We start from the raw sequence: 23,952 nt of genomic DNA, 5'->3' as shown, positions 1-23,952 counted from the left end.
TACAAAATCTGTGCAAAAATCAACATTTAATTTTATTTAAGTAAGCTTATTCGTAGAATATTTATGGAACTCGCCTAGTTACGCCTTTATATGGTGTTTTTTAGCAGCTTCTATAAATCCTAAAAACAAGGGATGAGGAGTTGCTACTGTACTTTTATATTCTGGGTGAAATTGAACGCCAACAAACCAAGGATGTCCTTCAAGTTCTATGGTTTCTACGAGACCTGTCTGTGGATTTTTACCAGTGCAAAGCATGCCATGTTTCTCAAGATCTTCTACATATTTATTATTCACTTCATATCTATGGCGGTGTCTTTCAGAAATTCGGGTATTCCCATAAATTTTAGCCAGTTTAGAATTTGGTTGAAGTTCACAGTCCCATGCACCCAGTCTCATGGTACCTCCCATTTGTTTCAGGTCTTTTTGATCTTCCATAAGCCCAATCACCGGATGTGGAGTGTTTGGATTCATTTCTTCGGAATTTGCCTCTGCCAGTTTTAATACATTTCGAGAAAATTCTATCACTGCCATTTGTAGACCAAGACAAATACCCAAAAACGGAATATTGTGAGTTCTCGCATATTCCACAGCTGCAATTTTACCTTCAACACCACGCTCACCAAATCCGGGAGCAACAAGAAGACCATCCAATTGATGGAAGACCGTTTCATTATAGTCCTGTTCTTCAGAATTGATCCAAATGACATTCACCTTGACATCATTATAGGCTCCGGCATGAATAAAAGACTCTAAAATTGACTTGTAAGAATCCTGAAGATCTACGTATTTACCTACTAAGCCAATTGAAATTTCTTCGGTGGCATTTTTTAATTTATCTACAAAATAATTCCATTTGTCCAGATTAGGAACTACATCATCTTTAAGGTTAAGTTTTTTGAGCGTTATCGTATCCAATCCTTCGTCGGCCATAAGATTTGGTACGTCATAAATAGATTCTGCATCTATAGATTGTATAACCGCTTCTTTTTTGACATTACAAAACAAAGCCAACTTACTTCTTATGTCATCATTGATTTGGTGCTCTGTTCTACAAACTAGTATTTCTGGAGAAATTCCACTTTCCATCAGCGTCTTTACACTGTGTTGAGTTGGCTTGGTCTTGAGTTCTTTGGCAGCAGACAGATAAGGAATCAAAGTCAAATGAATCACTAATGCATTATGTTCGCCAAGTTCCCATTTCAGCTGTCTTACCGCTTCAATATAAGGTAAGGATTCAATGTCACCCACCGTTCCGCCTATTTCAGTAATCACGATATCGTAGGTATCGTCCTGCCCCAAAATTTGTATGCGTTCTTTTATTTCGTTGGTGATATGAGGAATCACCTGAACTGTTTTTCCGAGAAAATCGCCTCTTCGTTCTTTATCAATAACACTTTGGTAAATTCTTCCAGTTGTTACATTATTGGCCTGGGAGGTGTTCACATTCAAAAAGCGCTCGTAGTGCCCAAGATCAAGATCGGTTTCGGCGCCATCTTCAGTGACAAAACACTCACCGTGCTCATAAGGGTTGAGTGTACCAGGATCTATATTGATGTACGGATCAAGTTTTTGTATGGTTACTTTGTAACCTCGTGCTTGTAGAAGTTTTGCTAAAGATGCTGCGATTATTCCTTTCCCTAAAGACGAAGAAACACCGCCTGTTACAAATATATACTTTGTATCGGCCATTTGTGTTATTGTTTTGTGTCTATACGGGATGCAAAAATATCATTTAATTTTTGCTTTAGCAGAGATTCAACTCAAAAATAATTTATTTAGAACCCCTTATTTTTCTCAAAATATATTCCAGACCATTTTCTTTCAATTCCAGCACTTCCTGCATTTGCTGTCCTAGTTTATTGTCTGGGAAGCCTTTGCGCTTGTACCATATTAGGTAATACTCTGGTATGTCTGAAAGGTAATAGCCCTTATATTTTCCAAAGTGCATCTTTGCATTGGCCAATTCCAAAAGAGCTTTTTTCCGAGTTTCTGAGTTCATTAACTTTCTGTTGTGAGGATGAGTCAAGCTTTTACTTAGGATGCTAAGAAACCTTTTTAAATTATTGTAGCCAAACTTTAAATTATTACTTTTGTGAACCAAATTTATATCATAAAACCTGATTATGAATCTACATGAATATCAAGGCAAAGAAATACTAAGTAGTTTTGGCGTTGGCATCCAAAAAGGAATCCTCGCAAAAACGCCTAAAGAAGCTGTAGAAGCTGCAAAAAAACTTACTGAAGAAACCGGAACTGGATGGCACGTGATCAAAGCGCAAATTCATGCTGGTGGACGTGGAAAAGGTGGTGGTGTGAAACTCGCCAAAAACCTGAAAGAAGTTGAGCAACTTGCAGATGACATTTTGGGAATGCATTTAGTAACTCCTCAAACAAGCAAGGAAGGTAAAGAAGTACACCAGATTCTTGTAACAGAGGATGTTTATTATCCAGGAGACAATGAGCCAGAAGAATACTACATGTCTGTGTTGCTTAACAGAGCTACTGGAAGAAATATGATTATGTATTCACCAGAAGGTGGTGTGGATATAGAGAGTGTTGCAGAAAAAACACCAGAACGCATTTTTACTGAAGAAATAGATCCAGCAACTGGAATTCTTCCTTTTCAGGCGCGTAAAATTGCTTTCAATTTTGGTCTTGAAGGAAAAGCTTTCAAAGAAATGACAAAATTCGTCACTGCACTTTATAAAGCATATGAAGGATCTGATTCCTCTTTATTCGAAATCAACCCTGTTCTTAAAACAAGTGACGATAAAATTATCGCTGTAGATTCTAAAGTAACTTTAGATGATTCAGCTTTATTTAGACATAAAGATTACCAAAGCATGCGTGATACGCGTGAAGAGGATCCTACCGAAGTAGAAGCTAGAGAAGCTGGCCTTAGCTATGTCAATCTAGATGGAAACGTAGGTTGTATGGTTAATGGCGCCGGACTAGCAATGGCAACCATGGACTTGATCAAGTTTGCTGGTGGAGAACCAGCTAACTTTCTTGATGTAGGTGGTACTGCAGATGCAAAACGTGTTGAACAGGCATTCAAGTTAATATTGAAGGATGAAAAAGTAGAAGCGATTCTAATCAATATTTTTGGCGGTATCGTAAGATGTGACCGTGTTGCTGAAGGTATCATTGAAGCTTACAAAAACATGGGAGACCAGATTACCGTGCCTATTATAGTAAGGCTGCAGGGAACCAATGCAGAAAAAGCAGTAGAGTTGATTAAAGAAGCTGGAATTGATGTGAAAACAGCAGTTCAGTTTAAAGAAGCGGCTGATAAAGTTCAGGAAGTTTTAGCTTAAAAAGCGTTATACTTTACATACTCAAAAAACCCTTCGGTATACCGAAGGGTTTTTAGTTTTTATACCGAAATGGACTCTTTATGAACGACTTTATTTTTGATGTATTCACTAAGATAATTTGCATCTTTTTTGATTCCTCCAAGTGTCGCTGAAGCTCTTGTGTGCAACCAAGGCAATCCAATAAAATAAAGTCCATCCACATTACTCACGCCACGGTGATGAACCGGATAGCCTTTTTTGTCAAGTTCCAGTCCTTGGATCCAGTCAAACTTTGGCCTGTAGCCCGTGGCCCAGATGATGTTTTTGACATCTGCCAATTTTGCTTTTTCAGTGACAATTGTGCTTTGATAGGCATTCACCGTTTTTCCAACAGGAATTACATTGTCTTTATTTAGAATCCCTTTTACATCCACGCCAATAACAGGCTGTTTGGATTCACTTATCTTTTTACCCAGCCAGGAATCTTTACCGAAGCTTAGATATCCAGTTTTGGTAAACCACCACCATAAGGTTTTGCCCAGGAATTCCTGGGGTAAAGTTTTTACATCTGTATCCCCAGAAAAATAGACTTCCCGATTGGTATTGGAAATTTCATCGAGAATTTGATAGCCAGAATCTCCAGCGCCAACCACCATTGCTTTTCCATCCTGCAGCTGACTTGGATTTTTGTAATAATCGCTATGAATCTGAAAAATAGAAGACTCTATTTTGGTATGAAATGGTGGGGTGTATGGAATATGAAAAGGCCCTGTAGCGATAATGACCTGTTCAGCTTCGTAGAAGCCTTCTTCATGTTTTATGAGGAAGTAATCGGTTTTGTCTTCGATTTCGGTCACCAGAGTATTAAATCGAATAGGAATATTAAATGTATCCACGTAAGCTTTAAAGTACTCTGCCACTTCGTATTTATCGGGGTAATGACCCTTTGGCCTGGGGAAATCCATCCCTTTCAAATTATTAAATTCTGAGGGTGTAAATAGTGTTAATGAATCCCAACGCTTAAGCCAAGAAGCACCCACTTCATCTTCTTTATCTAAGACTAAATAATTTTTTCCTTGTTGCTTTAGCTCATACGCCATGGAAAGTCCAGCCTGTGCAGCACCAATAATTATAAAATCATACATGATCAAGAGTTTTCTTTAATATAAGCTTAATAAACAGTAAACGCAAATATTTATTCTTTAAGTGTTTGATTAAGTTTGAAATACTGGTTGTAAATCAACAAAATCAATACACCAAAACTCACTGCAACTACGATTAAAATGGTATTGATAATATTATCCGCAGAGAAAGATAATTTGATGAGTATGGTCGAAATGACAAAGCCAGAATTTCGAATGACTCTACTAAATTCTTCAGTTTGAAGGAAAGAGAAGAGGAGGAGTAAGACATCAATCAAAATTAAAACGGTAAAGAAGTCATCAAAAAATATGGTATTGACGGTCTTGATATTTGTTGAGGAAATATCGGTACTTGAAATGGTATCATAAAACCAGTCTCCAAAAGAAAATAAGGCTAGAAAAACAATGGTGGGAACCAAAATAGTAGCGAACACATTTTTAACTTTGATGTGTGATTTGATTTTATCTGTAAGTTTTTCTTTTTCCACTTTATTTTTTGAGTTCAATCGGTAAAATTGAAAAATCAAGAAAAACAAGACTAAAGTTGCAATAATATCTATGGTAAACTGAATGTCACCTTCAATAGAAAACCAGCTTGAAGAAAATTCCAAATTGGATAAATCATAAAATATTTTACGTATTAAAATCAGTGTGATGATTTCGTACTGCTTCCCGATATAAATGGTTATCGATTTTGGAAGGTAAAACACCAGAAGATAAACCTCGTAAATAAGTATGATGGAAAAGGGGGTGTAGATGGCAGATATTGGACTGATAATGAGGTTCCCATCATATTCACCAAAATCGATGATGTCAAAATCAATTAGACCAATGATCGCAAGGTGAATCAAAAAACTTATTATAGCAGTAATTACAATAAATTTTTCAAGCTTTTCCTTAAGCGTTTCAGATAAGACAAATGAATTTAACTTGGAATAGTATGCTTTTAAAGTAGAATTTGACATGCCTAAATATAGTTAAATTGTTAATGAGAAATTAACAACAAACGTTATTTAAGATTTAATGTCTTCCATGATCATTTTGGCGTGGATTCTGGAATTTTCAATAAACCACTTATGTGTTTCCATACCGCCGCAAATCACACCAGCCAAATATATACCCTCGACATTGGTCTTCATGGTTTGTTTATTGTATTCTGGAATGGAAAGCTGGTCTTCACTCAATTTGATTCCCATCTTTTTCAAAAACTCAAAGTTAGGTCTGTAGCCAGTAAGCGCCAGGACAAAATCATTTTCCAGCGTCTGAATATTCCCATCTTTATCTTTAAATTTTACATGATCTTCACCAATTTCAGTTATCTCTGCATTGAAGTGTGCCTTGATGCTGCCTTCTTTTATTCTATTGATGACATCTGGTCTTACCCAATATTTGACGCGTTCTCCTATCTGTTCACCACGCACAATCATCGTGACCTCCGCACCTTTTCTGTAGGTTTCCAAAGCAGCATCCACAGAAGAATTGCTTGCTCCAACCACTACGACTTTTTGAGTCGCATAGTAATGTGGGTCGCCGTAATAATGTGTTACTTTTTCTAGATCTTCTCCGGGAACATTGAGGTAGTTGGGGATGTCATAAAACCCTGTTGCAATTACAAGATTTTTGGATTGATATGTAGACTTTGAAGTTGCAGTAGTGAACACACTTTCTTCTTTTTCAACATGCTCAACCTTTTCAAACAATTGAATCTGAATCTGCTTAGATTCAACAATTCTTCTGTAATATTCCAAAGCCTCTTGTTTTGACGGTTTGGGATTATTACTCACGAAAGGAATATCGTCCAGCTCCAACTTTTCAGAAGTAGAAAAGAAAGTCATCTTATCTGGATAATTGTACAAAGAATTGACCAGTGTTCCTTTTTCTATAATGATGTAAGAAAGGTTTTTTTTCTTCGCCTCCAATGCACATGCAATCCCGATGGGACCTCCACCAACTATTAAAACATCATATATCATACTTACTTGTTTATCATTTTCCTTAATTCAGAAATGGTTTGTGTGGGGTCATTAGCTTTAAATACATAGCTGCCAGCTACCAGAACATCTGCTCCCATTGTTACCAATTCTTCTGCATTCTTGTTGGTGACGCCACCATCAATTTCAATTTTTGTTTCAGCACCTTCTTCTTTGATGAGCGCCTTCAATTGTTTTACTTTTTCATAAGTTCGTTCTATAAAGTGCTGTCCGCCAAAACCAGGATTCACACTCATCAAGCATACCATATCAATATCTTTGATGCAGTCTCTAAGCAATTCAACATTAGTGTGAGGATTTAAGGCAACTCCAGCCTGCATACCATGTTGTTTGATAGATTGCAAACTTCTGTGGAGATGATTGCAGGCTTCGTAATGCACAGTAAGCATATGGGAACCTAAATCTGCAAACTCTTTGATGTATCGATCTGGATCTACAATCATCAAATGCACGTCAATAAACTTTTTGGCGTGTTTAGTAATTGCTTTTAAGACAGGCATCCCAAAAGAAATGTTGGGGACAAAAACCCCGTCCATAATATCAATGTGAAACCAATCTGCTTCACTGTTATTAACTAGTTCTATGTCACGTTGCAGGTTTGCAAAATCGGCTGCCAGCAAAGATGGGGCTACAAGTTTATTGCTCATTGAAATGATTTTAATGCAAAAATAAGATTTTAGTTATGCAAAAACACTACATATTCATTAAAACGACTTGTGTTTAAGAGGTGTTTAACTGTATTTTGCATCAACACTCAAGATTTTAAAAATGTGGCAAACCTTAGTTCATTATAGCAACCATTTTGTTGTGATCCTGCTTATTGCATGGATTTATAGTCCTAAGCAATTGTGGAAAGCCTATCTGATTTTACTGTCCACTATGATTGTGGATATAGATCATTTATGGGCTGTTCCTGTATTTGACCCGGATAGGTGCAGCATCGGGTTCCATACGTTTCATTCCGAGATCGCCGTTGTAATTTATTGTTTAGGAGTGTTTTTATTTAAAAACAAATGGCTCAAGCTATTTTGTATTGGCCTTCTGTTTCACATGATTACAGACGGAATTGACTGTTTATGGTCTGGCATTTAAGTTCTAGCCGTATATTTGGTATATTTCACATTATTTAATTATAATGAATCGCTATTCTCTTTTTTTACTTCTGAACTTGTTGGCATTGACCTTATGCGCGCAACCCTCTAGCTTAAAGATGGTAGATAGATTACCAGTAGACGCTGATCAGTTTTGGGGGGTTGATAAATATCAACGGTTTTATTTTTCCAAGAATAATGTGTTTTATAAAACTGAAGATAAAAAGAAATTTCAGTTTCAGGATCTTCAGCTTGGAGAATTGGAAAGTGTCGACATCCTGAACCCGCTTAAAATTCTTTTATTTTATAAAGAAGCCAACACAGTAGTGATTTTAGATAACCGTCTTAATGAAATAGAGCGTGTGAACTTCAATTTTATTCCAGACTTTAAGACAGTGGATTTTGCAGGTATTTCAAAAGATAATTTACTCTGGATCTTCAATGCAGACTTACAGCAACTGGAGTTGTTTGACTACGAATCGCAGAGCACCAGGAGTTCCTCTTTACCGTTAAACAGAAATGTTGTAGGCTTTAGAAGCAATTACAATTATAGTTGGCTGAGACATCCTGATGGGTTTATGATGTACAACATAAACGGAAGCTTATTAGAAGAATTTATTTATGAAAAGGTGGTATCATTCAATAATTACAAGAATCAAATTATGGTCCTCACGGATAAGCAATTAGAATTAATCAGTAAAGATTCCAAACTTAAAACCAGTTTTAAAAAACCAGAAATTAGCTTCGATCAATTTTATTTCAATGCTGAAAACCTCTATATTTACAGCGATAAAGTACTATATACGTACGAATTTAATATTGTAAATAACTGATTTTATGCACGTTGCAATCGCTGGGAATATAGGGGCAGGAAAAACGACTCTCACCAAATTTATCGCCAAACATTATAATTGGAAAGCAGAATACGAAGATGTTATCGAGAATCCATTCCTGGAGGATTTTTATGAAGACATGAAACGCTGGTCATTTAACCTTCAAATTTATTTTTTAAATAGTCGGTTCAGACAAATTTTACAAATACGAGAAAGCAATATGGACATCATACAGGACAGAACGATTTATGAAGATGCCTTTATTTTCGCGCCCAACCTTCATGCCATGGGATTGATGTCTAACCGGGATTTTGAAAATTACTCTTCACTTTTCAACCTTATGGAATCTGTAACGGAAGCACCTGATTTGTTGATTTACCTTAGAAGTAGCGTACCCAATCTCGTAAAGCAAATCCAAAAAAGAGGAAGAGAATATGAAAATTCAATTTCTATAGATTACCTCAATAAACTCAACGAACGCTACGAAGCCTGGATACAAACCTATGATAAAGGAAAACTGCTTGTTATAGACGTAGATGAATTGGACTTTGTTGATAAACCAGAAGATCTCGGTTTCATCCTTAATAAGATCGATGGCGAAATCAATGGACTGTTTTAAAAGCCTCCAATGAAGAGTTGCTTTTATGTTTTTTATCAATACTTAATTTCGCTGTAAAATTTAATTTTGACTCACGACTCACGACTCACGACTCACGGCTATCAATAATCTTCTTAAGTTCAGGTTTAAAGTAAGTTGGCCCTTTTAAAACTTTACCGTCTTCTCTGTAAATGGGCTTTCCATCTTTACCCAGCTTGCTCATGTTACTTCTATGTATCTCATCGAAAACTTCTTCAATCTTATGTTGCATGCCATGAGAAATGATGGTGCCACACAAGATATATAACATATCCCCCAAAGCATCGGCGACTTCTACCATGTCGCCCTGTGAAGCGGCATCCAGGTATTCTTCATTTTCCTCACGCATAAGTTTATAACGGAGTAAATTTTTTTCGATGCCTAGGTTGGCAATTTGAGTTTCAGAAACGTCCAATCCGAAAGCTTTATGGAATTTTTTTACTTGGTCTAGCGGTTTTTTCATAAGAATATGGAGTATTTTTGCGTAAAATAAAACATTTATGTTTACTCCTGGTCGCATTGCCTTTATCATTTTTTTTGTGGTGACTTTTGTGTCGATTTTAATTTATTCCTACATCAAGGATAAAGGGCTGCACAGCCGTTACTACAAAGGGACATTATTTGTTTTGTTAGGCTTTTTCATTTTCATCATTTCACTTATTTTTCTCAGGTTTTTCTGGAGAGATGAATCTTTGTTGAACCTTATTAGAAATATGATGGGCAATTCTTAAAATTATTTCAGAATTCTTTTAACTTTAGGATTCAATTTCAGAAATAGATTGATATGCCATCTGCGAATCAAATCGCTTTTCTTTTTTTTCTTTTTAGCTTCATATCCTTTTCTCAGACTAAGGAGATTGATAGCCTCTTTAGGTATAGTAGATATTCTGACCTTGAAGTTCTTTTGTTTGAAAGAAACTATCTTCAGCGAGATGACCTTTATCTTGCCCAATCACGATACTTTAATACCTTCAACCAACTTGAAGAAACTTTTGAGAGTTTATACGCCATAGATACCACAGACTTATCTCCTCGACAAAAAGCCCATTATTATAATAATCTTGCAGATGCTTATGATCTCAACAGCAACTTTGACCTTGCTGCTCGTAATTTTGTTCAAGCCCAAAACTATTATAAGAAAGTCGGCGACATGCTCAGTTATAACGACATTAATCTCGATCTATTTTATACCGTTGCCAATCCAGACATATATAATGAACCTGTAGATTATTTAGATGCCTTTCAGGAGTTAGCTCTAGAATTGGAAGATCCCTTGCAACTTGTGAGTTTGGAAATGGAATTAGCTTTTGAAAGTCTAGAAACACAAGATTCAACAGCAATTTTTCTTGAGCATATTGATAAAGCTTATGATTTGTTAGAAAAGGATTACGATGCTTACAAGCTCGGTATAGTTCATACTTTTCATGCTTTCTATTATACCGATGTCATTATTGATAAAGATTCAGCAAGCACATATTACAGCAAGGCCATAGAGATAAATAAGGAATTGGGTCTGCCTCATAAAGTAGCTCTAGGTTATTTTAGTTTAGGGGATTTGAATAGGTACACGGGAGATTATGAAGAAGCTATTGCTTGGACCAAAAAAGCCAATAGCTACAGAAATTTTAATTATGATTTTGAACTCACTGCCTACATCAATCAAAAATTAGCTGAGGATTATAAGAATCTTAGTCAGCTGGATTCTGCATATTTTTACCTTGATGAGTCACTTAAGTACAGGGACAGTTTAAATATTCAGAAGCAAAATATTAGCCTCACCCGATTTGAAGCAGAGAAAAAGGAGCGTCAAAATTTAATTCTTGAGAAGGAAAATCAAAGAAATGAAGCTTTTATAGTTGGTTCTTTAGGCGCTCTGGTTTTACTCTCGTTTTTGTCTTTTTCTGTTTACATCAGTGCTAAAAGAAAACGATTATTAATAGAGAAAGATAAGGCTTTAGAAATTCGAAATATTGAAAGTCAGTTAAAAAAGCAACAACTTAAAGCTTTAGATGCATTGGTAATAGGTCAGGAAAAAGAAAGAATGCGAATTGCCAGCGACTTACACGACAATATTGGATCCAATTTTATGGCGATCAAATCCTATTTTGATCACTTAAGGAAGGAGTTTAAGTCTTCAGAAAACACTTCACCAGTTTTTGAAAAAACACACGATCTACTGGAAGAGACCTACCAGGATATACGCTCTTTAGCACATTTGAAACATAGTGGGTCTATGAAGGATAGTGGCCTGGTGCCAGCTCTTAAAAAATTAAGTAAGAATGTAAGCTCTTTTAGTCAAATTGAAGTGGATTTTAATTCTTTTATAGATGATGAGGTGAAATTGAACGAGAAGCTGGAGTTAAATGTATTCAGAATTATTCAAGAGACTATGGCGAATGTTGTGAAGCATTCTAAAGCTAAAAAAGCTTCGGTTTCCATTACCAATATCGATTCACTGCTGAACATTATTGTAGAAGACGATGGTGTTGGATTTGATGAAGATAAAGTAGCCCATCAGGATTCTTTTGGGTTACAAAGCATTAAAGAACGGATTCAGCTTTTGAATGGAGAGTTCAAAATAGATACCAAAAAAGGAAGAGGAACTACATTAATTATTGATATACCAATATGATAAAAGTAGCAATTGCAGATGACCACCAGACCTTAATCGACGGGATTTGCCTTCGGTTGGAGAGTGATGAGAATATTGATATGAAATTCTTTGCTACCAATGGCAGAGAATTTTTGAAAAAACTGAGAGAGACTCCTGTAGACATTGTGATTACTGACATCAAAATGCCAAAGATGGATGGGGTTTCCCTCACACGGCAAATAAGAAAGGAATTCAGTGATATCAAAATTGTCGTCCTTTCTATGTTCGATCAGATTGATGCTGTCAAAAAAATGGTAGATGCTGAGGTCAATGGTTATATATTGAAAACTTCTCCTCTGGATGAGTTAATCATTGCTCTGAAAGAAATTTATGATGGTACCGACTACTTCGACGATCATTTGGAAGGCATATCAGAACTCTTTACCAAAGACTCAAAATCAGAAAAATCAAAATTGTCTCAAACTGAAAAAGAGATATTAGACCTTATTGCTGAAGGAAAGACTTCACAAGAAATAGCAGATATAAGGGAGTCAGCTGTTTCTACCATAGATACACACAGGCGAAATATGTCTCATAAGCTAGGGCTTTATGGCAAAGGAGAACTTCTTCGTTATGCGATGGATAAAAAATATAAGTTTGATTAAAAAATAAACTATGTCAATATTATTGGTGAGTACCTCACGAGACCCAAAACAATGGGCAGCTTCTCTCAAAGAGAAAAACGATGCATTAGATATCCAAATCTACCCTGATGTGGATAGACCAGAGGATGTTGAATTTGCCATTTCCTGGAAGCATCCGGAAGGACTTTATCAGGAGTATCCAAATTTGAAAGTCATTGCCTCTATGGGAGCTGGTGTTAATCATATTTTGAAAGATGAACAACTCCCTAAATATGTGAAAGTTACCAGAATTGTAGATGATCAATTGACAAAAGACATGAGTCAGTTTGTTTTATTGCAATGCCTGGCAGTGTCCAGAAATCTTTTTAAACATCTTAACGATCAATCATCTAAATCGTGGAACACCAAACCTTATCAAACTCCTGAAAAAACAAGCGTTGGCATCATGGGGTTTGGCGTTTTGGGTCAGGCTGCAGGGAAAGTTCTAAAATCGAATGGGTTTGACGTTATAGGTTATGCCAATTCTTCTAAAACTGTAGATGGCATCGAAGTTTATGGTTCCGATCAACAGGATGAATTCTTGAAAAATACTCAGATTTTAGTGTGTTTACTTCCTGTGACTTCTGAAACCAAGGGCGTTTTAAACCTGAGGCTTTTTGAAAAACTAAAACAAGATGCGTATTTAATTAATGTCGCCAGGGGAGAACACTTAGTAGAAGAAGATTTAATCAGAGCTATAGATCAAGGTGCTTTGAGAGGTGCCAGTTTGGATGTGTTCCAACAAGAACCTTTGCCAGAATCTCACCCGTTTTGGAGTCATGAAAATATTCAAATCACACCACATATCGCCAGCATGACCGACCCTGAGTCGGTAGCCAACCAGTTGCTGGAAAATTACAGACGTATGAAAAATGGGGAGTCGTTGATGAACGAAGTAAATGTGGATAAAGGCTATTAAAAGCCTTTTTTAATTATCAACACACCAATAAAAACTGCTAGTATTCCAAGCAGCAAGCTTCCTAAACCATAGAGCAGAAATTCTGTGTAAAGATTGTTTTTAAGCAAGTTGAGGTTTTCAGAAGAGAATGTCGAAAAGGTAGTGAATCCACCACAAAAACCCACTACCAATAATAACTCGAGATTAGGATAGGAGGTTTCAGATTTTAATAGCCAGCCCATCAATAAACCAATGAGTAAGCTGCCTATAACGTTGACCGTTAATGTTCCGTAAACATCTATTTTGGAGTCTATCTGATGTTTCATAGCAATAGAAATCCAGTACCGTGCAAGGCTCCCTAAACCACCACCTAAGAAAACAAGTAAAGCAGATTTCATCAGTTTTCTATTATAGGGATGTAAAAATTGGTGATCCACTCGGCAGGATTGACGGTCTCATTGACGTCCGTTTCAAATTCCAGAAACGGCTTTAAAGCTTTATCAATAGTTAACTCTCTGTCTTCTATAGTAGACTTGCTTATTTTTAAGAGTTCCTTTAAGTTGATGTAATCTCCTGTGAGCTGGGTTTTAAAATACATTCCTCTTTTCACAGGCTTTGATAAAATTTCATATTCATCTGGAATTGCGACTTGGTTTTCAGTCCCTAATCCTGGAGAAAAAATGATATTGTTGCCATCATCATATAAGTTTTCAAAAACAATCATTCGGCCTTTGTATATTTTAAATTCCTGTTCTTCCATGAACTCCTCCACACTTTCGAAGATGGGCCTGGATTTCCCAAGTATGCTTTTAAAATTTAATCTTGCCGCAGAAGTAGCATGTAAAATGTGAAATCCACCAAGGTCTATTTTTCCAATTGGTTGAATGTCGTAAACTGAAATCTCTTTATTGATTTGACGTTGTAATGTTTCAAGACTTCCTTCAATAGCATCTTTAGTGATATCTATATGCGATTGTCCTGTTAATACATATTCAGTTTTTTGCCAAAAGCTAGCATCCGATGTTAAGTCAACGACAAGTTCTGAGTTAGTGTCTGATGAATTAAATTTCCAACTTATATCAAATTCCGAAGAACTTAACCAGGTTTTGAGGGTGAGTTTTTGTAATATAGAGTCTGCAGTAAGTTCTTGATTTTTAAAATTAATCGACTCAAATTGTTCGTTTTGCCATGATAATGTTGTGTTTTTAAAATCCTCTTTATTGCTAATTCTTGCTTCTGGATTTCCTTCGCTTTGAAAACTGAACCAGTCCGGGTAAGTAGACAAATCCTGAATTTTGTTCTTGAAAAGTTCTGCCGATAAAGGTGTTTCAAAACTTATGGTTTCATCATCTGGGAGACTTATAGTGGCGATATATAGAGAGCCTACGACAAAGACTAATACAAGGAGAAAAAAGAGGTATTTAAAGAATTTCATCTAACTGATTTTGTAACTAATATACTGAAAAAGTGTTTTGCTAGTCAATTTTTACTGTTTTGCAGTGAGTTCTGCGATCTTGACGATCACTTCAGAGGCTTTTACCATGCTTTCGAGTGGGACGTATTCGTATTTGCCGTGAAAATTATGACCCCCTGCAAAAATATTGGGGCAAGGCAGGCCTTTGTAACTCAGCTGGGCGCCGTCGGTTCCACCTCTTATGGGTTTTAAAATAGGAGTGATGTTGAGTTCTTTCATGGCTTGCTTTGCAATATCTACAATGTACTTGATTGGTTCTACCTTTTCTTTCATGTTGAAATACTGGTCTTTTACCTCAATACTGATGTTGGCTTCATCGATGCTAGTGTTCATTTTGGTAACGATGTCCTGCATGAGCTGTTTACGAGCTTCAAATTTAGCCTTGTCATGATCTCTTATAATATACTTGAGCTCCGTCAATTCAATGTTTCCTGTGATGGAGGAGAGGTGGAAAAATCCTTCATAACCTTCAGTTTTTTCTGGTACTTCATCCTTGGGAAGAACATCAATAAACCTCTGAGCCATGTACATGGAATTGACCATTTTGTTCTTGGCATAACCAGGATGAACGCTGGTGCCATGGAATTTCAAAGTCGCTGAAGCCGCATTAAAGTTTTCGTATTCCAGTTCGCCAATCTGGCTTCCATCCATGGTATAGGCGTATGTTGCGCCAAATTTTTCCACATCAAAGTGATGGGCTCCTCTGCCAATTTCCTCATCTGGGGTAAACCCAACTCTTATTTTGCCATGTTTGATTTCCGGATGTTGAACCAGATATTCCATGGCGGTGATGATTTCGGTAATACCGGCTTTGTCATCTGCGCTTAATAAGGTCGTGCCATCTGTAGTGATGATGGTTTGTCCTTTGTAATCCTTCATTTCTTCAAAATAAGAAGAAGACAAGACAATGTTTTGTTCTTCGTTCAAAACAATATCGCCACCGTCGTAATTTTCATGAATTTGCGGGTTAATGTTGGAAGCTTTAAAGTCTGGAGACGTGTCAAAATGCGAAATAAATCCTATGGTGTCTACCTCATGCTCGACGTTGGAAGGAAGTGTCGCCATGATGTACGCATTGTCATCTATAGTTACCTCCTGCAAGCCGATTTTTTCTAATTCTTCTTTGAGTAAATTAGCGATATTCCATTGCTTTTTTGTACTAGGTGTAGCTTCACTATTAGGATCGCTTTGGGAATCGATTTTGATATAAGTAAGGAATCGTTCTAAAAGCTTTTGACTATCTATCATGAGAAATTTCAATTTGTCTCAAAAATATGAATTTGCCTCCATTAAACCTTCAAGAATCCGATTGTCTTAGTGAGATTTACGTTATTTTTGCAGTCAAATTTTAAAAACGATGTACAAGCAACTCATTAGGCCACTTTTATTTCAATTTGATCCTGAAGCTGTACATCATTTTAGTTTTAACTCCTTAAAGTTTTTCAATAAGCTTCCGGGCATTTCTAATGTGTTGAAGAAAACCTTTACTCTAGATGATAAACGCCTGGAAAGAGAGGTGTTTGGATTGAAATTTAAAAATCCGGTGGGCTTGGCAGCAGGTTTTGATAAAAACGCTGAGCTGTATCAGGAACTCTCTAATCTGGGCTTTGGTTTTATTGAAATTGGTACCGTAACGCCTAAAGCTCAGGCTGGAAATCCTAAAAAACGTTTGTTTAGGCTGAAAGAAGATTCAGCTATCATTAATCGGATGGGGTTCAATAATGAAGGGGTGGATGCAGCGGTAGAGCGTTTGAAGAAGAATAAAAATGTACTTATTGGAGGGAACATAGGTAAAAATAAAGTGACTCCCAATGAAGAAGCTTTCAATGATTATGACTATAATTTTGAAGCTTTGTTCGATTATGTGGACTATTTTGTGGTGAATGTGAGTTCCCCTAATACCCCAAATCTAAGAGCGCTTCAGGATAAAAAACCGCTAACACAATTACTGAATCATCTCGAAAGTAAAAATCAGAAAAAAGCCAAGCCCAAACCGATTCTACTTAAAATAGCTCCAGATCTTTCTGAAGATCAATTGCTGGACATTATTGAGATTGTGAATGAGACTAAAATTGCTGGCGTCATTGCAACCAATACCACCATTTCAAGGAATGGTCTTGAATCAGAACATAAAGAAGAAATGGGAGGTCTGAGCGGAAAACCTTTAACTAAATCTTCCACAGAAGTAATTCGTTTTTTATCCGAAAAAAGCAACAAAGCCTTTCCGATTATTGGTGTTGGTGGAATTATGTCTGCTGCAGATGCTATTGAAAAGCTGGAAGCAGGTGCAAGCCTGGTTCAGCTTTACACGGGTTTTGTGTACGAAGGTCCAGGGCTGGTGAAAGCCATCAATCAGGCTATTTTAGATAAGATGTCCTAAGTTTTATGATAGAACAACTTATTCCTTTCCTCATTGCATCCATTTTGCTAACGCTTTCTCCTGGCCCAGATATCATTTATGTGCTTTCTCAAAGTTTGGTGGGAGGTTATAAAAAAGGAATGATCATCGCGCTGGGACTAGTTTCTGGGATCATCATCCACACCTCTTTGGTGGCCTTTGGCGTTTCTTTGATCATCAAAAACTCTGAACCGCTTTTTTGGAGTATCAAAATTGCTGGAGCCTTGTATTTGCTATACTTAGCCTATAAAGTCTATTCCTCTCCGCCACAGAGTTTTCATCAGGAAAAAGTTACAGAGACTACCAAAAATTCATTTTTCTCTGATTTCAAAACGGGTTTTATCATGAATATTCTCAACCCAAAAGTGACTATCTTTTTTCTGGCGTTTTTTCCTGGTTTTCTTTGGGATACTGAAAAAGACCTGATGATGCAGTTTTATGTGTTGGGTGGATTATTTATGCTGCAGGCTTTTGTGATTTTTAGTTTGGTGGCAATACTTTCAGATCAGCTTTCCAAACAATTATTTAAGACCTCCAGGTCTTATGTGTTTTTGAAATGGTTTCAAATCTTCACATTCATAGCTATTGCCATTCTAATTTTAGTTTAAGCTGAATTCACTTTCGAAAATGCCTTAAAACTGTATATTTGGGCTCATGAATTCAGTCAAACTTATTGAATGCCCTAGAGATGCCATGCAAGGCATCAAGCCTTTTATCCCTACCGATGAAAAGGCAAAATACATCCAGTCTCTTTTGAAATGCGGTTTTGATACCATAGATTTTGGAAGTTTTGTTTCTCCAAAAGCGATTCCGCAGATGCAGGATACGGCTGAAGTTTTGTCGATGCTGGATTTGTCTGAAACACAAAGCAAGCTTTTGGCCATTGTTGCCAATAGAAGAGGAGCGGAGGACGCTTCTAAGTTTCCGGAAATCGATTATTTGGGCTATCCGTTTTCCATTTCCGAAAATTTCCAAATGCGGAATACGCATAAAACCATCGCCGAATCTGTTGAGGTCTTGAAATCGATCTTGGAGATTGCTCAGTCGTCTAACAAATCGGTAGTGGCTTACTTATCTATGGGATTTGGAAATCCCTACGGCGATCCCTGGAATACGGATATTGTAGGCGAGTGGACGGAAAAGCTGGCTGATTTGGGAGTAAAAATCCTTTCCTTATCAGATACAGTGGGAAGTTCAACACCGGATGTGATAGAAGATTTATTTACAAGCTTAATTCCAAAATATCCTCATATGGAATTTGGAGCACATTTGCATACCACACCAGACGCCTGGTATGAAAAAGTCCATGCTGCTGTGAAAGGGGGGTGCAGAAGATTTGATGGTGCGATTCAGGGGTTTGGAGGATGCCCTATGGCTAAAGATGACCTTACCGGGAACATGCAAACCGAAAAGATGTTATCTTACTTTAATTCCAAGAATATCGACAATTCTATCCGCATGACCAGCTTCGAATCGGCTTATAATAAAGCTTCAGATTTGTTTACGAAGTATCACTAAGCTTTACATTATTAATGTTAGAAGTGTCTGAAAAATAACCTGTATTGTTTTTGAGTTCATGTATTATTGAATCCATATACTTATCAAAGCTTTTACTGAATAATTTCAACACCCGAACTTTAAGTCTTTAGACCTCACAGGTTTTAAAAACCTGTGAGGTCTTATTTTCAATTGATTCATATTAAGAAATCATGTTTTGTCCACTATCGCTGTTCACTTTAAGTTCACTTTATCTCCTTAATCTGGTGTCTATATTCTAAAAGCGAAACAGTCTAATTTGGAATAACATTCTTTTTGGAAGATTCCCTTCTTTTTTAACTAATTTTGCAAGGTGAAAAATTCAAAAAAAGACATACGCGCGCTCAGTAAAAAAGAATTACAGGACTTCTTTGTTTCTCAGGGAGATAAATCCTTCAGAGGTTCTCAGGTTTATCACTGGTTATGGAATAAGGCCACATATGATTTTGAGGATATGACCAATTTGTCTAAAGAAACCAGGCAAATGCTGGTGGATAACTTTGTGATCAATAACATCGAAGTGGACCAGATGCAAAGAAGTAAGGATGGAACCATCAAAAATGCGGTTAAACTCCACGATGGATTTACGGTGGAATCGGTTTTAATTCCGACGATGTCCAGAACCACGGCCTGTGTCTCTTCACAAGTAGGATGTAGCCTGGATTGCAAATTTTGTGCGACGGCTAAACTGAAACGCCTCAGAAATCTGAATGCAGATGAGATCTTCGATCAGGTGGTGGCGATAGATAAAGAAAGCAAACTTTACAATGGTATTCCCTTATCCAATATAGTGTATATGGGTATGGGCGAACCATTGATGAATTACAATAACGTCTTGAAGTCTATCGAAAAAATCACTTCGCCAGAAGGTTTAGGGATGTCACCCCGCCGAATCACTTTATCAACTTCTGGTGTTCCTAAGATGATCAAAAAACTGGCAGATGATGAAGTGAAATTTCACTTAGCAGTCTCGTTACATTCGGCTATCGATGAGGTGAGAACTCAGATCATGCCATTTAATGCTAAATTTCCTCTTTCAGATTTGAAAGAATCCCTGATCTATTGGTATGAAAAAACAGGAAAATCTGTGACGTATGAATATATTGTATGGAAGGGTATTAATGATAGGGAAGAAGACATTAGGGCCCTAGTGGACTTTTGCAAGGCCATTCCTTGCAAAGTCAATATCATAGAATACAATCCAATTGATGATGGTGAGTTTCAGCAAGGAAGTGATGATGCCGTTGCTAAATATGTGAATGCACTAGAGGCAAATCGAATAACAGTTACTCTAAGACATTCTAGAGGAAAAGACATCGATGCGGCTTGTGGGCAATTGGCGAATAAAATCAAAGTTTGATTTGAGCGTAAATTCCTAACTTTCAGTTTTTCTTAATATATTAAACTCTATCTTTGTGAGTCTTGAAAACAGTCTCTCAAATAAAGGAACCCATTGCACATGAAATGGAGCTTTTTGAAAAAAAGTTCTCCCTCTTCATGTCCTCGCGTGTGGCGCTCCTCAATAAAATTACTCACTTTATAGTTAACCGAAAAGGCAAGCAAATGCGGCCTATGTTTGTGTTTTTGGTGGCCAAAATGGTTTCTGAAGGAGAAGTGAACGACAGGACATACAGAGGAGCCTCTGTAATTGAGTTGATCCACACTGCAACTTTGGTGCACGATGATATTGTAGACGATAGCAATCAGCGCCGTGGTTTCTTTTCCATCAATGCGCTTTGGAAAAACAAAATCGCCGTTTTAGTCGGTGATTTTTTATTATCTAAAGGTTTGTTGTTATCCATAGATAATGATGACTTTGATCTTTTAAAAATCATTTCTGTTGCAGTTCGAGAAATGAGTGAAGGCGAATTACTCCAGATTGAAAAAGCCAGACGCCTGGATATCACAGAAGATATCTACTACGAAATCATTCGCCAAAAAACAGCAACGCTCATCGCCGCTTGTTGTAGTTTGGGAGCTGCGGCGGTGAAACCAGGATCTGCTCACGTGGAATCCATGCGGAAATTTGGTGAATTGATAGGAATGGCCTTTCAAATTAAAGATGACTTATTTGATTACGGTGAGCAGAAGATTGGAAAACCAACAGGGATTGATATTAAAGAGCAAAAAATGACTCTTCCGTTGATTTATGCTTTGAATCAGGCTTCCAAAAAAGAGAAAGACTGGCTCATCAATTCGGTTAAAAATCACAATAAGGATAAAAAGAGAGTCAACGAAGTGATTGAATTTGTAAAATCTTCAGGCGGTTTAACCTATGCTCAAACTAAAATGAAAGCTTTTCAAAAAGAAGCTTCAGATATACTCGACCAATATCCTGAATCTCCGTATAAATCCTCCTTGCAATTGATGGTCAATTATGTAATTGATCGCGAGAAATAAAGTTGAAAAGCTAAATATACTCGTAAACGTTTAGACCTCACAGGTTTTTAAAACCTTTGGAGTCTAGTCAAATAAATTTTTATCATGAGTAAACTGTTTTTTGTCATGTCCTTTTTATTTTATCTTTATTTCAAAATCATATTTCATTGATCAGTAAAACTACCATAGATAAAGTATTTGATATTTCCCGGGTTGAAGAAGTGATTGGCGATTATGTCCAGTTAAAAAAATCAGGGAGTAACTTTAAGGGATTGAGTCCTTTTACGGAGGAGCGAACGCCAAGCTTTATGGTCTCGCCTGTCAAGCAAATCTGGAAAGATTTCAGTTCGGGTAAAGGAGGTAATGTCGTGGCTTTTTTGATGGAACACGAGCATTATACCTATCCTGAAGCCATAAAACATCTTGCCAAACGCTACAATATCGAAATTGAAGAAACGGAGCAATCTTCAGAAGAAAAAGAAAAAGCCAGCGAAAGAGAAAGCATGTATTTGGTCAATGAATTTGCCAAAACGTTTTTCGTTAACCAAATGCTTCATACCGATGAAGGGAAATCGGTAGGGCTGAGTTATTTCAAAACCCGTGGATTTACTTCAGAAACTATCGAAAAATTTGACCTGGGCTATTCTCCAGATGAATGGCAGGCCTTTACAGATAAAGCTCTGGAGAAAGCTTACAAATTAGAGTTCTTAGAAAAAACAGGACTTACGATTGTTAAAGGCGAAAAGCGATTTGACAGATTTAAAGGTCGGGTGATGTTTCCAATTCACTCGATGTCGGGAAGAATTCTGGGCTTTGGAGGTCGGATTTTGACCAATGATAAAAAGCAGGCCAAATATCTGAATTCACCAGAAAGTGAAGTTTACCATAAAAGCAAAGTGCTTTACGGACTTTATCAGGCCAAACAAGCCATTGCTAAAGCAGATAATTGTTATTTGGTTGAAGGGTATACGGATGTGATTCAGTTTAACCAAACTGGCATTGAAAATGTGGTAGCCTCTTCCGGAACGGCACTGACGCCTGAACAAATCCGACTGATTAGCAGGCTGACCAACAACATCACCGTTTTATTTGACGGTGATGCAGCTGGACTGAGGGCTTCTATTCGTGGAATCGATTTGATTTTGGAACAAGGCATGAACGTAAAAGTCTGCCTGTTTCCTGAAGGTGAAGACCCGGATAGCTTTGCCAAAGCCAATACACAAGAGGATTTACAAGCCTATCTGGATAAAAATGCACAGGATTTTATAAGATTCAAAGCCTCACTTTTACTGGAAGATGCCGACAAAGATCCAGTGAAAAAAGCGGAGGTAGTAAGGGATATTGTGAATTCTATTTCCAAAATTCCCGATCAAATCACTCAGGAAATTTATGTCCAAACCTGTTCCAATCTTTTGGATGTGTCGGAGGATGTTCTTTTTAGTACACTTGCTCAGATTTTGGCTAAAGACCGAAAAGAAGCCAGTAGGGGTGTGAAGAAAAAACAGCTGGAAGTCGTAAAAGACACTCAGGATTCTACGCCTGTTCCCAAAGTGGATCAGCAGTATGTGTTGGAGCGTAGCATTATTCAGTTACTTTTAAGATACGGTGAACAAAAGGCTGTATTTACAGATTTTGAATTCGATTTTGAAGAAGATGCACATGTAGAAATCAAAAGAGAATATGTGGTCTTTGAAAAGATTTTCATTGAACTGCAAGAAGATGAAGTTGAATTCTCAAATTCAATTTTTAAAGAACTTTATGATCAAATTATTGAAGTTTTTGTGAAGGACGGCACTTTGAAAATCGATTCATTTATCAATCACCTAAATCCTGAATTGGCTCAGGAAGTGACTTCCATTTTGATGGAAAATGAAAAAAATCAATTGCATGACTGGAAGCGTCAGGAGATTTTTGTCATTGATAAAAGCGTCTTGGATCCGCGAGAAGTGATGGAAACCATTTTAAATCTTCGCCGCTACCTCATCAGGAAAAAAGTTCAGGATTTAAGTGAAATCATAAGAGAACAAAAAGAAGAAGTAGATATTGAGTTGATGCGTGAGACGATGGAATATAATGGACTGGAGGTTTTGATTTCCAATAAACTTAACCGGGTTTTGTAGCCAACTTAGGATTTCGAAAGGCAGCAAAGAGTCAACTTAAGTTGTTAAGACCTTCTAAGTTGATGATAGCTTAGTAAATTAAGCTTTATATTCATCAGGGATTTCACATATAGGAATTGGCTGCATTTTATGTTGGTTGGCTTTATTGTAGCTGTTGTAAATTTTTAGAACTTCTTGTTGTCTGTCTGAGATATCTGAAATTTCTCCATTAAATTCCATGGCCCATTCCAGCTCATCGTAACTCGCGCCAATTTGATCTTCATCAGTCCTATGATCGCCATGCAGTCCGTCGGTTGGTTCAGCGTCTTGAATTTCATCTATTACACTCAGGCATTTTGCAAGTTCATAGACTTCACTTTTCATCAAATCTGCAATCGGACTCAAATCAACACCACCATCACCATACTTAGTGTAAAATCCTACCCCAAAATCTTCTACTTTGTTGCCGGTTCCTGCCACCAGATATCCATGAATCCCAGCAAAGTAATACAGCGTAGTCATTCTCAACCTGGCTCTGGCATTGGCCAGAGAAAAGTCCTGTACGTCTTTATTTTCTATCTCGGGTAAACTGGATTTAAACGTATCAAACGTGTTGGATAAATCAACTTTCACAGAGGTGACATTCCCAAATCTGCCTTCCAAATGGTCAATATGCTTTCTGGCTCTGGAAACTTCGGACTTGTGTTGATGAATAGGTAGCTCAACGCACAGGGTTGGCTTGCCAGTGGTTGCACATAGTGTAGAAGTTACTGCAGAATCTATGCCACCAGAAACTCCAATAACAAAACCGTTTTGTTGGCTTTCTTTCAAATAATTTTTCATCCAATCTGTGATGTGGTTAATTGTTTTCTGGGTATCCATAAGGCAATTTTTAGGCTTAA

At 37.1% G+C, this 23,952-nt stretch carries 25 protein-coding genes; 14 read left to right on the top strand and 11 right to left on the bottom strand.

Annotated features, from left to right (window positions below):
- Positions 1–78: 78 nt before the first annotated feature.
- Both LB454_RS07970 and LB454_RS07965 read right to left on the bottom strand, forming a co-directional pair.
- Positions 79–1,689 (bottom strand): CTP synthase, encoded by a 1,611-nt coding sequence (locus tag LB454_RS07970; RefSeq protein ID WP_224464141.1) that lies wholly within the window; start codon positions 1,687–1,689, stop codon positions 79–81.
- An 82-nt stretch (positions 1,690–1,771) separates the two neighbouring features.
- Positions 1,772–1,999 (bottom strand): DUF3820 family protein, encoded by a 228-nt coding sequence (locus LB454_RS07965; RefSeq protein WP_224464140.1) that lies wholly within the window; start codon positions 1,997–1,999, stop codon positions 1,772–1,774.
- A gap of 124 nt (positions 2,000–2,123) precedes the next feature.
- On the opposite strand from LB454_RS07965, the gene sucC reads away from it, so the two are divergent.
- Positions 2,124–3,317, top strand: a complete 1,194-nt coding sequence (sucC, locus tag LB454_RS07960; protein WP_224464139.1) for an ADP-forming succinate--CoA ligase subunit beta — start codon at positions 2,124–2,126, stop codon at positions 3,315–3,317.
- 59 nt (positions 3,318–3,376) lie between these two features.
- Here sucC and LB454_RS07955 read toward each other — a convergent pair whose 3' ends face one another.
- From LB454_RS07955 to rpe, 4 genes are read right to left on the bottom strand one after another with little or no spacing between them, the layout of a single operon-like run.
- The gene (locus tag LB454_RS07955; RefSeq protein ID WP_224464138.1) at positions 3,377–4,441 is read right to left on the bottom strand and encodes a flavin-containing monooxygenase; all 1,065 of its coding nucleotides are present in this window, start codon (positions 4,439–4,441) and stop codon (positions 3,377–3,379) included.
- Positions 4,442–4,491: 50 nt separating this feature from the next.
- The gene (locus LB454_RS07950; protein ID WP_224464137.1) at positions 4,492–5,403 is read right to left on the bottom strand and encodes a hypothetical protein; all 912 of its coding nucleotides are present in this window, start codon (positions 5,401–5,403) and stop codon (positions 4,492–4,494) included.
- A gap of 48 nt (positions 5,404–5,451) precedes the next feature.
- Positions 5,452–6,411 carry a YpdA family putative bacillithiol disulfide reductase gene (locus LB454_RS07945; RefSeq protein WP_224464136.1) on the bottom strand — a complete coding sequence of 320 codons (960 nt, stop codon included), beginning with the start codon at positions 6,409–6,411 and terminating at the stop codon, positions 5,452–5,454.
- Between the two features lie 2 nt (positions 6,412–6,413).
- Positions 6,414–7,076, bottom strand: a complete 663-nt coding sequence (gene rpe / locus LB454_RS07940; RefSeq protein ID WP_224464135.1) for a ribulose-phosphate 3-epimerase — start codon at positions 7,074–7,076, stop codon at positions 6,414–6,416.
- A gap of 121 nt (positions 7,077–7,197) precedes the next feature.
- Here rpe and LB454_RS14155 point away from each other — a divergent pair, with 121 nt between their 5' ends.
- The 3 genes from LB454_RS14155 to LB454_RS07925 all read left to right on the top strand — a co-directional run bounded on the left by LB454_RS14155 (position 7,198) and on the right by LB454_RS07925 (position 8,972).
- Positions 7,198–7,521, top strand: coding sequence for a DUF6122 family protein (locus LB454_RS14155; RefSeq protein ID WP_224464134.1), 324 nt, complete (start codon positions 7,198–7,200; stop codon positions 7,519–7,521).
- 118 nt (positions 7,522–7,639) lie between these two features.
- Positions 7,640–8,353 carry a hypothetical protein gene (locus LB454_RS07930; protein WP_224464133.1) on the top strand — a complete coding sequence of 238 codons (714 nt, stop codon included), beginning with the start codon at positions 7,640–7,642 and terminating at the stop codon, positions 8,351–8,353.
- Positions 8,354–8,357: 4 nt separating this feature from the next.
- Complete coding sequence (locus tag LB454_RS07925) at positions 8,358–8,972, top strand: deoxynucleoside kinase (protein ID WP_224464132.1); 615 nt, start codon at positions 8,358–8,360, stop codon at positions 8,970–8,972.
- 85 nt (positions 8,973–9,057) lie between these two features.
- Here the strand turns inward: LB454_RS07925 and LB454_RS07920 are convergent, their stop codons facing one another.
- Complete coding sequence (locus tag LB454_RS07920; RefSeq protein WP_224464131.1) at positions 9,058–9,453, bottom strand: pyrophosphohydrolase domain-containing protein; 396 nt, start codon at positions 9,451–9,453, stop codon at positions 9,058–9,060.
- Between the two features lie 37 nt (positions 9,454–9,490).
- Between LB454_RS07920 and LB454_RS07915 the strand changes: the two genes are divergently transcribed.
- The 4 genes from LB454_RS07915 to LB454_RS07900 are packed head-to-tail and all read left to right on the top strand — an operon-like array spanning position 9,491 to position 13,185.
- Entirely contained in the window at positions 9,491–9,721 is a 231-nt protein-coding gene (locus tag LB454_RS07915; protein ID WP_224464130.1) for a hypothetical protein, read from the top strand.
- A 53-nt stretch (positions 9,722–9,774) separates the two neighbouring features.
- A complete protein-coding gene (locus tag LB454_RS07910; RefSeq protein ID WP_224464129.1) occupies positions 9,775–11,622 on the top strand; it encodes a sensor histidine kinase in 1,848 nt (615 codons plus the stop codon).
- Positions 11,619–12,248, top strand: coding sequence for a response regulator (locus tag LB454_RS07905; RefSeq protein WP_224464128.1), 630 nt, complete (start codon positions 11,619–11,621; stop codon positions 12,246–12,248). The genes LB454_RS07910 and LB454_RS07905 overlap by 4 nt, the downstream gene beginning before the upstream one ends.
- 10 nt (positions 12,249–12,258) lie before the next feature.
- Positions 12,259–13,185, top strand: a complete 927-nt coding sequence (locus LB454_RS07900; RefSeq protein ID WP_224464127.1) for a 2-hydroxyacid dehydrogenase — start codon at positions 12,259–12,261, stop codon at positions 13,183–13,185.
- Here the strand turns inward: LB454_RS07900 and crcB are convergent.
- Genes crcB through pepT form a run of 3 tightly spaced genes read right to left on the bottom strand, consistent with a single transcriptional unit; the run spans position 13,182 to position 15,886 of the window.
- The gene (gene crcB / locus LB454_RS07895; RefSeq protein WP_224464126.1) at positions 13,182–13,562 is read right to left on the bottom strand and encodes a fluoride efflux transporter CrcB; all 381 of its coding nucleotides are present in this window, start codon (positions 13,560–13,562) and stop codon (positions 13,182–13,184) included. The genes LB454_RS07900 and crcB overlap by 4 nt on opposite strands.
- Positions 13,562–14,599: an AraC family transcriptional regulator gene (locus tag LB454_RS07890; protein WP_224464125.1), complete on the bottom strand. Its 1,038-nt coding sequence runs from the start codon at positions 14,597–14,599 to the stop codon at positions 13,562–13,564. The genes crcB and LB454_RS07890 overlap by 1 nt, the downstream gene beginning before the upstream one ends.
- 51 nt (positions 14,600–14,650) lie before the next feature.
- Positions 14,651–15,886, bottom strand: coding sequence for a peptidase T (gene pepT / locus LB454_RS07885; RefSeq protein WP_224464124.1), 1,236 nt, complete (start codon positions 15,884–15,886; stop codon positions 14,651–14,653).
- Positions 15,887–15,995: 109 nt separating this feature from the next.
- On the opposite strand from pepT, the gene LB454_RS07880 reads away from it, so the two are divergent.
- The 6 genes from LB454_RS07880 to dnaG all read left to right on the top strand — a co-directional run bounded on the left by LB454_RS07880 (position 15,996) and on the right by dnaG (position 23,071).
- Positions 15,996–17,018, top strand: coding sequence for a quinone-dependent dihydroorotate dehydrogenase (locus LB454_RS07880; protein ID WP_224464123.1), 1,023 nt, complete (start codon positions 15,996–15,998; stop codon positions 17,016–17,018).
- 5 nt (positions 17,019–17,023) lie between these two features.
- Complete coding sequence (locus LB454_RS07875) at positions 17,024–17,644, top strand: LysE family translocator (RefSeq protein WP_224464122.1); 621 nt, start codon at positions 17,024–17,026, stop codon at positions 17,642–17,644.
- A gap of 46 nt (positions 17,645–17,690) precedes the next feature.
- The gene (locus LB454_RS07870; RefSeq protein ID WP_224464121.1) at positions 17,691–18,554 is read left to right on the top strand and encodes a hydroxymethylglutaryl-CoA lyase; all 864 of its coding nucleotides are present in this window, start codon (positions 17,691–17,693) and stop codon (positions 18,552–18,554) included.
- Between the two features lie 331 nt (positions 18,555–18,885).
- Positions 18,886–19,932 carry a 23S rRNA (adenine(2503)-C(2))-methyltransferase RlmN gene (rlmN, locus tag LB454_RS07865; protein WP_224464120.1) on the top strand — a complete coding sequence of 349 codons (1,047 nt, stop codon included), beginning with the start codon at positions 18,886–18,888 and terminating at the stop codon, positions 19,930–19,932.
- Positions 19,933–19,994: 62 nt separating this feature from the next.
- Positions 19,995–20,972, top strand: a complete 978-nt coding sequence (locus tag LB454_RS07860; RefSeq protein ID WP_224464119.1) for a polyprenyl synthetase family protein — start codon at positions 19,995–19,997, stop codon at positions 20,970–20,972.
- 146 nt (positions 20,973–21,118) lie between these two features.
- On the top strand, positions 21,119–23,071 hold the full coding sequence (dnaG, locus tag LB454_RS07855; protein WP_224464118.1) for a DNA primase: 1,953 nt from the start codon (positions 21,119–21,121) through the stop codon (positions 23,069–23,071).
- 78 nt (positions 23,072–23,149) lie between these two features.
- Here dnaG and nadE read toward each other — a convergent pair whose 3' ends face one another.
- A complete protein-coding gene (nadE, locus tag LB454_RS07850) occupies positions 23,150–23,932 on the bottom strand; it encodes an NAD(+) synthase (RefSeq protein WP_224464117.1) in 783 nt (260 codons plus the stop codon).
- Positions 23,933–23,952 lie beyond the last annotated feature (20 nt).

Source organism: Psychroflexus montanilacus (assembly GCF_020164535.1).
Taxonomy (GTDB): Bacteria; Bacteroidota; Bacteroidia; order Flavobacteriales; family Flavobacteriaceae; genus Psychroflexus; species Psychroflexus montanilacus.
Note: the sequence above shows the minus strand (reverse complement) of the source record. Positions and strands in the feature narration are given on the sequence as shown.